This is a genomic window from Desulfovibrio piger (assembly GCF_900116045.1).
Classification (GTDB): Bacteria; Desulfobacterota; Desulfovibrionia; order Desulfovibrionales; family Desulfovibrionaceae; genus Desulfovibrio; species Desulfovibrio piger_A.
The window spans coordinates 1,114,860-1,127,597 of sequence record NZ_LT630450.1 but is presented as its reverse complement, the minus strand read 5'-3'; the positions used below and the strand labels follow the sequence as shown (position 1 = coordinate 1,127,597).

Genomic DNA, 12,738 nt, shown 5'->3' with positions numbered 1-12,738 from the left:
CGGAGGGTCAGGCAAGGGGGCTGCGGGATGCGTCCCCGCTCCCGCAGGGGGAGCGGGCCTGCGGGAGAGGGAAAGAGGGGCCGGTGGATACGGCTCAGGGGGCGACGTCTGGCTGCGGCGCGCGCAGGACCAGCAGCAGGATCTCGGAAGGCACGCCCAGGCGCAGGGGAAAGCCGCCCCACAGGCCGCTGCCGGGCCCCACATACAGCCGGGCCTTGTCCCGGGCATACCAGCCGCGCACGAAGCCGCCGTTGAACAGGGCCACGCCCTGATCCAGCAGCAGGGCCAGCCCGCCGTGGGTATGGCCGGAAAGCTGCAGGTCGATGTCCGGGGCCGTCTGGAGGAAGAGCTCCGGCTTGTGGGCCATGAGGATGCGCGGCCGGGGCGTCCCCTCCAGGGCCGTGTGCGGATCGGGGCCGGGCAGGCCGAAGCGTCCGGCCGCATTGTCGGTGACACCGGCCACGGTCAGGTGGCTGCCCCGCACCGGCAGCACCACGGCCCCGTTCTCCAGCAGGGTGATGCCGTGGGCGCGCAGCACAGGCCGCCAGGCGGGCAGGCCGGAATAATATTCATGGTTGCCCGGGCAGGCGAAAACGCCCAGCGGCGCCCGCAGGTCGGCCATGGGAGCGAAATCCCCGCGCCGCAGGGCGGGGCTGCCGTCCATGAGGTCGCCCGTGAGCAGGATGAGGTCCGGCCTGAGGGCATTGGTCCTGTCCACCACGGCCCGGGTCCATGCGGCGGGAAAGTTGCGGCTGATGTGCAGGTCCGTGAGATGGGCCACGCGCAGGCCGTCCAGGGCGGAGGGCAGACCGGGCAGGACGATCTCCTGCGTGCGGACCTCGGGGATGCGCAGGGCCGCGGGCACGGCCAGGGCCGTCATCACCAGGGCCATCAGCAGCAGGACGGCCATCTGCCGGTTGCTGCCGGGCAGGGCCGGAAGGCCCGGACGCAGGCGGCGTGCCAGCCACCAGACAAGGCAGGCTCCGTCCCGGAGCAGCGAGAGCAGGGCCAGCAGGAAGAAGAGCACATGCGGCACGCCCGTGCTGACCAGGACCCAGCGCGGCAGCTCGGGGTTGAAGGTGGCGTAGAGCAGGGAAAAGATGTGCAGCCGGAAGCCCACCAGCAGTACCAGCAGGGCCAGCAGCATCTTGAGCGGCCGCGTGCAGCGCAGGGGCAGCACGCAGCGGACCAGCATGTAGACGCAAAGGAGGGTCGTGACGATCTTGAGCATAGGCAGGGACGAAGCGGAGCGGGGGGCGAGGCTCCGGGACAGGCGGCAGGGAGAGCGCCCGGGGAACGCCGGGGCCGGATGGGGGAAGGAGGGGCATCCCCGGGGGACGCCCCTCCCGAAGGGGCCTAACGGGCGGCGATGGCTTCCACTTCCACCTGGGCGCCCAGCGGCAGGCTCTTGATGGCCACGCAGGAACGGGCGGGGAAGGGTTCGCGGAAGTACTTCTTGTAGACTTCGTTGACCTTGGGGAAGTCGTTCATGTCGGCGATGAACACGGTGGTCTTGACCACATGGGCGGTGGTCAGGCCCTGGGATTCCAGCAGGGCCACCACGTTCTTGCAGCACTGCTCGGCCTGGGCGCAGATGTCGCCTTCCACCAGCTTGCCGGTGGCGGGGTCCAGCGGGATCTGGCCGGAAAGGAAGAAGATGTCGCCCACGCGGATGCCCTGGCTGTAGGGGCCCACGGCGGCGGGAGCGTTGGGGGTGCTGATGACGTCCTTGTTCATGGGGAACTCCTTGGATGTTGCTGCTACTTGAAGACAGGCAGCAGGTTGAAGACGTACAGGGTGTGGCAGACGGCCACGATGATGCCGTAGACCAGCAGCAGGGGCACGGTGGTGGAGCCGCCGGGCACGCGGTACAGGCTGGCCTGGAACTTGCGGCGGCTGGCGCGCAGCAGCAGGGCGGGCACGATGACCGACCAGATGGAGGCCGCCAGACCGGCCCAGCCGATGGCGGGCAGGAAGCCGTCGGGCCAGATGATGCCGCCGATCATGGGCGGCACGAAGGTGATGAGCATGGTCTTGGTGCGGCCCAGGCGGCTGTTGTCGAAGCCGCACAGGTCGGCCATGTAGTCGAACAGGCCAAGGCCCGCGCCCAGGAAGGACGTGGCGATGGCGAACAGGGCGAAGGCCTCCAGCATCTTGAGGATGATGCCGCCCAGGCTGGTGCCGGAAGCGGCCACCAGGTCGCCCACGTTGGTGATGTGCTTGAAGTCCTCGCGCGGGATGATGCCGTCGGCGGCGGCGATCCAGACCACATAGCAGAGCAGGGCGATGACCGTGCCGATGCGCAGGCAGCTGTTGATGGTGCGGGCGTCCTTGCCCAGATATTTGATGAGGCTGGGCACCGAGGCGTGGAAGCAGAAGGAGGTCAGATAGGTGGAGGCCGCGCCGAAGATGAAGATGAATTCGCCGCTCTGGCCATCCAGGCCCAGCATGGCATCCAGGCGGGCCTGGCCGATCATGCCGCCGATGGACAGCAGGAAGGTGATGACCATGCCGCCCATGAGGATGGCGGACAGGCGGTCCACCGCCCTGGAGCTCCACCAGACGCAGGCCGTGAGCAGGATGGTGAAGATCAGGCTGGTGAGGACGCGGGGCGGCGTGATGCCCCAGCTGGACTGCAGGGCATGCTGGACCACGGAGCCGCCGCTGCTGACGTAGGCATAGACCAGCGTGTAGAGCACGAAGGCCACGGAAAAGCCGTTGAGCACGCTCCAGAAGGAGCCCAGGGTGTTCTGCACCAGGGTGTGCAGGCTGTCGCCGGGCTCGAAGAGCAGGTTGACTTCAAGAATGGCCTGGCTGGCGCGCAGCATGCAGAACCACGAGAGCAGCATGAGCACCATGGACCAGTTGAACCACATGCCGGCCGAGGTCATGGGCAGGGCCAGCATGCCCGCGCCGATGGCCGTACCGGCCACCATCATGGAACCGCCCAGAGTGCGTTGGAAACCCTCACCGAAAATGAACTTCATGAATCCTTCTCCCCGGAATCAGACGTTACGGGACGCGTTGCCCAGAAGTTGGAGAGCAGCGCGCCGGAAATGTTCTGCCAGACGCTGAACAGGGCGCCGGCAATGGCGGCGGCAGGCGTGAAGTGCGCCAGCGCCAGGGCTGTGGCCAGCCCGGAATTCTGGGTGCCTATCTCTATGGCCAGGGCGCGGCGGCGCGGCGGCGAAAAACGCAGCCGGCAGGCGGCGAACCAGCCCACGGCCAGGCCAAGGCCGTTATGGGCGATGACCGCCGCGAAGATGGCGGGCCCGGCCGAAAGGATGTTCCGCGCATTGACGGCGATGATGCCGGCGATGACCAGGGTGATGACCAGGGCCGAGGCCAGCGGCAGGAAGGGCATGAGCCTGTCCACCAGGCCGCGCTGGAAATGGTGCAGCAGCAGGCCCAGCAGCACGGGCACCAGCACGATCTTGACGATGGACCAGAACAGGCCGCCCATGTCCACCGGCACCCAGACGCCGCCCAGCAGCCAGGTCAGCGGCGGGGTCAGCAGCAGCGAGACCAGGGTGGCCGCCGCCGTCATGGCCACGGAAAACGCCACATCGCCGCGGGCGATGAAGGTCAGCACGTTGGAGGCCGTCCCGCCCGGGGCCGTGCCCACCAGGATCATGCCCATGGCCAGTTCCGGCGGCAGGGCGAACACATGGCACAGACCGAAGGCCAGCAGCGGCATGCAGCCGAACTGCACCACCAGGCCCAGCCCCAGGTCACGGGGGTGCCGCAGCACATGGCTGAAGTCCTGCCAGTGCAGGGTCATGCCCATGCCCAGCATGATGATGCCCAGCATGGCGGAAATATGCGGCGCCACCCAGGAAAAGATCCAGGGCTGCCACAGGGCCAGCGCCGAGAAGGCGATGATGATGCCACCCATGAAGCGGGTCAGGGCGACACTGAGCCTGCGCAGAACCGACAGCATGCGGCCTCCTCCTTTGCGGACAGGATGAACCATGCATCTTGGCAGAGTCAGGGCGGCAAATCAAGCCGTTCATCCGGCCGCGGGAACAGGCGGGCCTCCGGCCGGGGATGCGGCCCAAAGGCCGCCCGCGCTCTCCGGCCGCCGGGCGTGTGCCCGTGCCTGCGGCGCGTGCTTGAAATGTGGCGCAAGCCCGGCTAGACTGTACGCCCTGCCGGCCTGGCCGGCACACATCACTTTTGAGGATACTATGAGCAACGAACCGGACAAGATCATTTATTCCATGATCCGCGTGTCCAAGCGCCACGGCCAGAAAGAAGTGCTGAAGGACATCTCCCTCTCGTACTTCTACGGGGCCAAGATCGGCGTCCTGGGCCTCAACGGCGCGGGCAAGTCCAGCCTGCTGAAGATCCTGGCCGGTGTGGACGAAGCCTTTGACGGCAAGACCGTGCTGGCTCCCGGCTACACCATCGGCTATCTGGAGCAGGAACCCCTGGCCGGGGAGACCCGCACCGTGCGCGAGGTGGTGGAAGAGGGCGTGAGCGAACTCATGGCCATCGCCAGGGAGTTCGAGGAAATCAATGCCCGTTTCGCCGAACCCATGGAACCTGAGGAGATGGACGCCCTCATCGAGCGCCAGGCCCAGGTGCAGGAACTGATGGACCACAAGGGCGTGTGGGATCTGGATGCCCGGCTGGAAATGGCCATGGACGCCCTGCGCTGCCCGCCGGCCGACATGCCCGTGGACAAAATCTCCGGCGGCGAGCGCCGCCGCGTGGCCCTGTGCCGCCTGCTGCTGCAGGCCCCGGACATCCTGCTGCTGGACGAACCCACCAACCATCTGGATGCCGAGTCCGTGGCCTGGCTGGAGCGTTACCTCTCCACCTTCCCCGGCACGGTCATCGCCGTGACCCATGACCGCTACTTCCTGGACAACGTGGCCGGCTGGATCCTGGAGCTGGACCGCGGCCGGGGCATCCCGTGGAAGGGCAACTACTCCTCCTGGCTGGAACAGAAGCAGAAGCGCCTGGCCGGTGAGGAAAAGGCCGAAGCCGACCGCCAGAAGACCCTGGCCCGCGAACTGGAGTGGATCCGCATGTCGCCCAAGGGCCGCCACGCCAAGGGCAAGGCCCGCATCAACGCGTACGAAGCCATGCTCTCCCACGAGAGCGAGAAGCGCGCCCCGGATCTGGAGATCTACATCCCGCCGGGACCGCGCCTGGGCAAGAGCGTCATCGAACTCGCCGGCGTCAGCAAGAGCATGGGCGACCGTGTGCTCATGGAAGATGTCAATGCCATCATCCCGGCCGGTGCCATCGTGGGCATCATCGGTCCCAACGGCGCGGGCAAGACCACGCTCTTCAGGATGCTGGTGGGCCAGGAACAGCCCGATACCGGCACCGTCAAGGTGGGCGATACCGTGCAGTTCGCCTATGTGGACCAGGGCCGCGAGTCCCTGGAACCGGGCAAGAGCGTGTACGACATCATCAGCGAGGGCCACGACACCATCAGGCTGGGCAGCCGCGAAGTCAACGCCCGTGCCTACTGCACGCGTTTCAACTTCCACGGTGCCGACCAGCAGAAGAAGGTGGACGTGCTTTCCGGTGGCGAGCGCAACCGCCTGCACCTGGCCCGGATGCTGAAATCCGGCGCCAACGTGCTGCTGCTGGACGAACCCACCAACGATATCGACGTCAATACCATGCGCGCCCTGGAAGACGCCCTGGACAACTTCGCCGGCTGCGTGCTGGTGGTGAGCCACGACCGCTGGTTCCTGGACCGCATCGCCACGCACATCATGGCTTTCGAGGGCGACTCCAGCGTCATCTTTTTCGAGGGCAACTTCAGCGAATACGAGGAAGACCGCAAGAAGCGCCTGGGCAAGGAGGCGGAGACCCCGCACCGGCCCAAGTTCCGCAAGCTGACCCGCTGATGCCCGCCGCGGCTGCCCCGTTGCTCCGTGCCCCTGCCGGCACGTCCGCCTCGGGGCAGCCCGGCCCTTGCCGCCGGGACATGCCGGCAGGCAGGGCCTCCCCGGAGGCGCGGCATGGTGCCGCGTCCCCGTCCCGGCCGGGGCACCCTTCCCGGCCTTTTCCGACGCATTCCTGTCCGGGGCGTCCGTCCCGGGTATCCCGTTTTCCTTCCCCGGTCTGGACCCGGGCCGCCTGCCGGTCCCGGACAGGACGACATCACTGACTTGGAAAGTCAGGAACAGGATGATGAAGCAAAAGACAACCGGACACCGTCGTATCCCTTTCCGCCTGCTGGGGGCCTCGCTCCTGCTGGCGGGCATGAGTCTTGTCCCCGTATCCGGGCCGGTCTGGGCCCGCGAGGGCGCCACCGCGGCCACGTTCGGCCTGGTGGACGAAGCGCCGCACACCTTCCTGCGTCCCGCACATGTTTCCCTCTTCCCCACCCATGCTCTGGTGCAGGGGGAAGAAGAGCTGGAGGTCCGTGTGCGGGACGGCGTGGGGCGTGTGGAACTTTTTGTGCCCGAGGGCGCCCGCAACCTGCAGTTCGATCTGGGGGACGTGCGTCTTGCCAGCTGGCGCAGCCGGGTGGCTCCGGCCGCCGTGGGCGATGGTGACGCCCGCCGCCGCCAGGACCTGCTGGCCCGCAAGCGCGCCGTGGAAGGCGAGCTGGAGGCCGTCTCGGCCCGTCTGGGCCTGTGGACGGCCCACGCCGGGGAACGGAGCCTTGAGGCCCTGGAAAAACTGGATGCCCGCATGGCCGAAGTCATCCCCCGGCTGCGTGAGCGCCAGGGCGCCCTGCAGCGGGAGCTGAAGACCCTCAGCAGCGTGCTGGTCAGCCTGCCGCGCGTGACGGAGAGCGGCCAGCTGGTGATCCTGCTGCTGGACGGCATGCCGGCCGGGAAGGTCCGCGTGCGCTATGCCTACACGCTGGACAACAGCGGCTGGGATCCCGTCTATGACCTGGACGCACGGCCGGAAGAAGGGATCGTGCGCGTGCTCCTGGCGGCCCGGCTGCGCCAGAACTCGGGCATGGACTGGCGCGGTTGCGACCTTTCCATCGTCTGGCAGGACGCCCGGCCGCTGGATGCGCCCGCCCTGCCGGTCTGGCGGGTGGACGAGGGCCCGGTGCCGCGTCCCTATGCCCGGGCCGCCGCGGAATTCAAGTCCGCGCCCGTGATGCTGGCCGACAGCGCGGCCGGCGCTCCCGCCGCGCCCGTGCCGGTACTGGACAAGGGCACCTATGCCCGCTGGGACCTGGGCCGCGTGACCCTGCCGCAGGGACAGGAACACCTCGTTTTGCGGCAGGAGGAATGGAAGGCCCCCCTGCAGTGGGTGGCCCGGCCCGACGGGCAGGGCAGCCCGGTGTGGCTGATGGTGGAACGGGTGCTGGACAGCACCCCCTGGCCTTCGGCACAGGCCGAGTTCTCCGTGGACGGCCTGCCGGTGGGCTCTGGGCGTTTCGTGCCCGAGGGCAACAGGGTGCGCCTTTATTTCGGGGTGGACCCCCGGGTGTCGGTGACCACCACCACGGACGACAAGCGCCGTGGCGAGACCGGGATCATCGGCAAGCGCCAGACCTGGAGCTGGAACTGGACTTATACGGTGCACAATGCGCGTGCCCGGGCCGTGACGGTGCGCGTGGAGCGCCCCGAGCCCCTGCCGGTCAACAAGTCCGTGGACGTGTCGCTGGACGGTACCCGGCCGCAGAAGGGCGGGGACCACAGCCTGTTCTGGAAGGTGGAGGTGCCCGCGGGCGAGAGCCGCAGCATCAGCCACGGCGTGAACGTCAGCGCACCGGCCGAGCTGGACCTGAACCCTGTGGCACCGTGATGCTGTTTTTTTGACGTGATGCCCTTCCCGCCGTCGGGGCGGCAGAAGGGCAGAAGACAAGGGCGGGGCATCCCGCCCTTTTTCCGTTCCCGCCCGGGCTGTCCGCCGGGAGGGAAGCGGGAAGGGAAAGGCATCCGTGCATGCCTGGAGAGCGGGCATGGTATGCCGGGGGAAGGCGGGGACGTTTTTTGTAAAAACTGTCCCCGCCTTCCCCCGGACCCCCATCCACCCCTGAAAAAACGTTTGTCCAGGTCTGTCTGCCGGTCCCCGTCGCTGGCTGGAGAGGGAGCAGGCAGGGCATTTGTCCATATCAAGGATGGCAGGGAAAAAAGGCAGGCTGGTACCCGGCAGCATCGGCCAGGGCGATGCGCCGGAGAAGGGAGTGCCCTGGGCGCAGGGCAGCCCGGTCCATGCGGGGCGGCAGGCCGAAGGAGCGCGTGCGCGTCCTGCCGGGGCGGATACGGCAGGGCGCCCTCCGGGGGCACAGGGATGCGGTGCCGGTGCGCGCGGCACCGGCGGCCATGAGAGCAAGGCAAAATGCCGTATGTGATATTTTATAAAATAAAACCGGGGAGTTCCCCGGATTTTAGGCTTGCGGCCCGCGGGCGAGGGGCCTATAGTCGCGAACCTCTGCGGAGCTGTTCCGCTGTTTTCTGGCCTTAGAGGGAATGAGGTGCGTCATGTCAGAACATACGCTGCACTATGGTGATATTTCCTGGACCATGCCGGTGGCCGACAAGAACCTGGCGGCCGTGCTGGAGTCCAATCCTGTGTCTTTGCCGGTCATGGAACCGGATCAGGCCGTGCGTGAGGCCCTGCGCCATCCCATCGGCTCGCCCTGCCTGAAGGACATCGTCAACCCCGGCGAGAAGATCTGTCTGCTGGTGCCCGATGTGACCCGCTTGTGGCAGTCGCCCGCGGTCTACGTCCATGTGATGGTGGAAGAGCTCAACGCCTGCGGCATCCCCGACAGTGACATCCTCATCGTCACGGCCACGGGCACGCACCGTGCCCATGTGGGCGACGAACAGGCCCGCCTGCTGGGCGAGGACATTTGCCGCCGCATCCGCGTCATCGACCACGACTGCCGCGATACGGCCCATCTGGTGCATGTGGGCGATACCAGCCGCGGCACGCCGGTGTGGTTCAACAGCTACGCCATGGCCTGCGACAAGATCATCATCACCTGCGGCGTGGTCTATCACTTCCTGGCGGGCTTCGGTGGCGGCGGCAAGATGCTGCTGCCCGGCATCGCCGGGTACGAGACCATCCAGCGCCACCACAAGCAGGCCCTGAACCCCGGTTTCGGCAACGGCACCAATGCCGACGTGCGCAGCGCCAACATGGCGGACAGCAACATCTTCCATGCCGACATCTTCGAGGCCGCGGCCATGGCCCGCCCCTGCTTCGGCCTCAATGTGGTGGTCAATGACGACTACCGCATCCTCAAAGCCTTCGCCGGCGACTGGGTCCAGTCCCATGCGGCGGCCTGCCGTCTGGTGGACAGCATGGAGGGCGTGACCATCCACGAGCGCACGCCCCTGGTGGTGGCCAGCGCGGGCGGCTATCCCAAGGACATCAACCTGTACCAGACCATCAAGCTGCTGAGCAACGCCCTGAGCGCCGTGCAGCCGGGCGGGACCCTGATCCTGCTTTCCCGCTGTTCCGAAGGCTTCGGCAACCCCGACACGGAGAGGCAGATCTGTGCCTACAGCGACATGCAGGCCCGCGAGAAGGCCCTGCGCGATACGTTCTCCATCGGCAGCTATGTAGGCTTCCTGTTCGCCGAGGCGGCCGAGAAACACAACCTCATCCTGGTGACGGACATGGATGCCGCCCTGTTCGGCAAGACGAAGCTGCACGTCTGCCACACCCTGGACGAGGCCCTGGACATGGCCCGCCATTTCCTGGGGCAGGAGCTGGACGTGCGCACCACCATCATGCCGCACGGCGCCTCGACCCTGCCCAAGCTGGCGGTCTAGCGGCACCAGGCCGGCGCGGGCATCCCCGGGGTGCCCGCGTCAGGGACAGGAGGGCTTCCGGCCGGATGGCGCGGCCCGGGCGGTACGCCATCCGTGCCCGGGGCCGTGCCGTTTTCCCTGCCCTGTTTTTCCGGGGGAGGCCTGTTCCCCCCCGCCGGAAGGGGACGCCCGGCCGGCCGGGAAGCTGTGAAAAACAGCGCAGGCAGCGCGGCCTGCAAAGCCGGAAATCCCGCCAGCCCAGAGCTGGCGCGGGCTTTGGCAAATTGCCTGTCTTGGCGCAGAGTTGCGATTTTTTACAAGTATTTCAAGTTGTTAAAAAATACTTACAAAAAACCTGTGTTGACACTTGAGGCACCTTTTGCCATCTTGAGCGGGCAGAAGCGCTGCTACGAGCTTCATCGGGAATCCCGTGAGATCCGGGAGCGGACCCGCCGCCGTAAGTCGCAGAACCTGCTCCCCCCGTGGGCCACTGGCAGCCGCCGGGAAGGCCGGGAGCAGGGTGACGAGCCGGAAGACCTGCTTCTGCCGCTTGTCCATGGGGACAGCCTCACGGCAACGGGTTTTTGCCGCTGGGAAGGGACGTCATGACAGTCTGTCGCCGTATCGGCCGCCGGACGTCCGCATCTTTTTTCCACCTTTTTCGTGATTTTTCAGGGCCCGGGACCTCCCGCACAGGGAGGGTCTTTTGTGTTGACCCTAAAACGGGCCGCAACAACAACCATCTTGGATCTGGAGCAGGAAAACATGCTTGCGAGCATCATCAAGCGGGACGGGACCGAGGTCGCCTTCGATTCCGTCAAAATTCTCAATGCCATCACCAAGGCCAACAAGGCGTCCGGCGAGGACATGTCCCCCACGGATCTCCTGTTCGTCACCGAAAAGGTCTGCCGCAAGCTCGAAGCCCAGAACCTCCGCCATGTGGAAGAGATCCAGGACGTGGTGGAAGAGACCCTGATCCAGTACGATTACGCCAAGACCGCCAAGGCCTACATCCTGTACCGGGCCGAGCACACCAAGCGCCGCAACGCGGAATCGTACCTGATGGAGATCTACAAGACCCTGACCTACGCGCCCGCCATCGAGGAAGACATCAAGCGCGAGAACGCCAACATCGACGGCGATACGGCCATGGGCACCATGCTCAAGTACGGTTCCGAAGGGGCCAAATATTTCACCGACAACTACGTCCTGCCCAAGGACGCCTCGGCCGCGCACATCAACGGTGACATCCACATCCATGACAAGGATTTCTACATGCTCACCGAGACCTGTTGCCAGATCGACCTGATCCCGCTGTTCCGCAACGGCTTCTCCACCGGTCACGGCCATCTGCGCGAGCCCAATTCCATCGAGAGCTATTCCGCCCTGGCCTGTATCGCCATCCAGGCCAACCAGAACGAGATGCACGGCGGCCAGAGCGTGCCGCATTTTGATTACGCCATGGCCGGCGGCGTGGCCAAGACCTTCCGCAAGGAATACCGCCATGCCTTCACCGCCTTCGTGCGCATCAGGACGGGCATGGATGCCGCCCGGGCCGAGGAGTTCAGCCAGCAGATCCTGCTGCCCGTGATGCCCGCCATCCGCATGGCCGATGTGGACGAACTGGGCAAGCGCCTGGAAGGCCTGGTGGCCGGGAACGAGCGCGAGCTGGTGCGTGCCGCCCATGCCTACGCCGCCGAGGAAGCCCTGCGCATCACCGACCGCCGCACCTATCAGGCCATGGAAGCCTTTGTGCACAACCTGAACACCATGAATTCCCGCGCCGGCGCGCAGGTGCCCTTCAGCTCCGTCAACTACGGCACCGATACCTCCGCCGAGGGCCGCATGGTGGTGCGCAACCTGCTGCTGGCCACCCAGGCCGGTCTGGGCAGCGGCGAGACATCCATCTTCCCGGTGCAGATCTTCAAGGTCAAGGAAGGCGTCAACTACAACGAAGGCGACCCCAACTACGACCTGTTCAAGATGGCCATCAAGACCTCGGCCATGCGCCTGTTCCCCAATTTCAGCTTCCTGGATGCGCCGTTCAACCTGCAGTACTACAAGCCCGGCGACTACAACAGCGAAGTGGCCTACATGGGCTGCCGCACCCGCGTGCTGGGCAACGTGTACGACCCCGACCGCCAGGTGACCTGCGGCCGCGGCAACCTGAGCTTCACGTCCATCAACCTGCCCCGTCTGGGCATCGAGGCCAGGGGCGACCAGGACCGCTTCTTCCAGCTGCTGGATGACCAGATCGACCTGGTGTTCCGCCAGCTGCTGCACCGCTTCGACATCCAGTGCTCCAAGAAGGTGCGCAACTATCCCTTCCTGATGGGCAACGGCATCTGGCTGGATTCCGAAAAGCTGGACTGGGACGACAGCGTGGCCGAAGTGCTCAGGCACGGCACCCTGACCGTGGGCTTCATCGGCCTGGCCGAGACCCTGGTGGCCCTGACCGGCAAGCATCATGGCGAGAGCGAAGAGTCCCAGAAGCTGGGCCTGCGCATCGTGGAGCATATGCGCAAGCGCTGCGATGACGAAGCCGCCAAGACGCATCTCAACTTCACCCTGATCGCCACGCCTGCCGAGGGCCTGAGCGGCCGCTTCGTGGCCCTGGACCGCAAGAAGTACGGCGTCATCAAGGGCGTCACGGACCGGGAGTACTACACCAACTCCTTCCATGTGCCCGTGTATTTCCCCATCAAGGCCTTCCGCAAGATCGAGCTGGAAGCGCCCTACCACAGCTTCACCAATGCCGGTCACATCACCTATGTGGAGCTGGACGGCGATACCTGCAAGAACCTGGAAGCCTTCGAGACCATCATCCGTTTCATGCACGACAAGGGCGTGGGCTACGGATCCATCAACCATCCGCTGGACCGCGACCCCGTGTGCGGCTATGTGGGCGTCATCAACGGCCAGTGCCCCCGCTGCGGGCGCAAGGAGGGCGAGGCCGTGAGTCAGGAAACGCTCAAGATGCTGCGCCGCAAGTATCCGCACATGCCCCGCTGCTGCCGTTAGTTTCCGTCACTTTTTA

At 66.2% G+C, this 12,738-nt stretch carries 8 protein-coding genes and 1 riboswitch; of the genes, 4 read left to right on the top strand and 4 right to left on the bottom strand.

From position 1 onward, the window contains the following. Positions 1-94: 94 nt before the first annotated feature. The 4 genes from DESPIGER_RS05210 to DESPIGER_RS05195 all read right to left on the bottom strand — a co-directional run bounded on the left by DESPIGER_RS05210 (position 95) and on the right by DESPIGER_RS05195 (position 3,940). Positions 95-1,231: a metallophosphoesterase gene (locus DESPIGER_RS05210; protein ID WP_083575313.1), complete on the bottom strand. Its 1,137-nt coding sequence runs from the start codon at positions 1,229-1,231 to the stop codon at positions 95-97. A gap of 125 nt (positions 1,232-1,356) precedes the next feature. Beyond that, on the bottom strand, positions 1,357-1,737 hold the full coding sequence (locus DESPIGER_RS05205; RefSeq protein WP_072333970.1) for a RidA family protein: 381 nt from the start codon (positions 1,735-1,737) through the stop codon (positions 1,357-1,359). Positions 1,738-1,760: 23 nt separating this feature from the next. Continuing rightward, positions 1,761-2,987, bottom strand: coding sequence for an aromatic amino acid transporter (locus DESPIGER_RS05200; RefSeq protein WP_083575312.1), 1,227 nt, complete (start codon positions 2,985-2,987; stop codon positions 1,761-1,763). After that, positions 2,984-3,940: a bile acid:sodium symporter family protein gene (locus DESPIGER_RS05195; RefSeq protein ID WP_072333968.1), complete on the bottom strand. Its 957-nt coding sequence runs from the start codon at positions 3,938-3,940 to the stop codon at positions 2,984-2,986. The genes DESPIGER_RS05200 and DESPIGER_RS05195 overlap by 4 nt, the downstream gene beginning before the upstream one ends. Positions 3,941-4,187: 247 nt before the next feature. Between DESPIGER_RS05195 and ettA the strand changes: the two genes are divergently transcribed. The 4 genes from ettA (at position 4,188) to DESPIGER_RS05170 (ending at position 12,722) form a co-directional block, all read left to right on the top strand. After that, positions 4,188-5,870 carry an energy-dependent translational throttle protein EttA gene (ettA, locus tag DESPIGER_RS05190; protein WP_072333965.1) on the top strand — a complete coding sequence of 561 codons (1,683 nt, stop codon included), beginning with the start codon at positions 4,188-4,190 and terminating at the stop codon, positions 5,868-5,870. 283 nt (positions 5,871-6,153) lie between these two features. After that, entirely contained in the window at positions 6,154-7,740 is a 1,587-nt protein-coding gene (locus DESPIGER_RS05185) for a DUF4139 domain-containing protein (RefSeq protein WP_072333962.1), read from the top strand. 680 nt (positions 7,741-8,420) lie between these two features. After that, positions 8,421-9,722, top strand: a complete 1,302-nt coding sequence (gene larA, locus DESPIGER_RS05175; RefSeq protein WP_072333956.1) for a nickel-dependent lactate racemase — start codon at positions 8,421-8,423, stop codon at positions 9,720-9,722. Positions 9,723-10,083: 361 nt separating this feature from the next. Next, positions 10,084-10,261, top strand: a riboswitch (cobalamin riboswitch). A 205-nt stretch (positions 10,262-10,466) separates the two neighbouring features. Then, a complete protein-coding gene (locus tag DESPIGER_RS05170) occupies positions 10,467-12,722 on the top strand; it encodes an anaerobic ribonucleoside triphosphate reductase (RefSeq protein WP_072337560.1) in 2,256 nt (751 codons plus the stop codon). Positions 12,723-12,738: the final 16 nt, after the last annotated feature.

Bases quoted from the DNA above. Each gene is read 5' to 3' on its own strand.
- DESPIGER_RS05210 (WP_083575313.1), bottom strand. From the start codon at position 1,231: ATGCTCAAGATCGTCACGACCCTCCTTTGCGTCTACATGCTGGTCCGC.
- DESPIGER_RS05205 (WP_072333970.1), bottom strand. From the start codon at position 1,737: ATGAACAAGGACGTCATCAGCACCCCCAACGCTCCCGCCGCCGTGGGC.
- DESPIGER_RS05200 (WP_083575312.1), bottom strand. From the start codon at position 2,987: ATGAAGTTCATTTTCGGTGAGGGTTTCCAACGCACTCTGGGCGGTTCC.
- DESPIGER_RS05195 (WP_072333968.1), bottom strand. From the start codon at position 3,940: ATGCTGTCGGTTCTGCGCAGGCTCAGTGTCGCCCTGACCCGCTTCATG.
- ettA (WP_072333965.1), top strand. From the start codon at position 4,188: ATGAGCAACGAACCGGACAAGATCATTTATTCCATGATCCGCGTGTCC.
- DESPIGER_RS05185 (WP_072333962.1), top strand. From the start codon at position 6,154: ATGATGAAGCAAAAGACAACCGGACACCGTCGTATCCCTTTCCGCCTG.
- larA (WP_072333956.1), top strand. From the start codon at position 8,421: ATGTCAGAACATACGCTGCACTATGGTGATATTTCCTGGACCATGCCG.
- DESPIGER_RS05170 (WP_072337560.1), top strand. From the start codon at position 10,467: ATGCTTGCGAGCATCATCAAGCGGGACGGGACCGAGGTCGCCTTCGAT.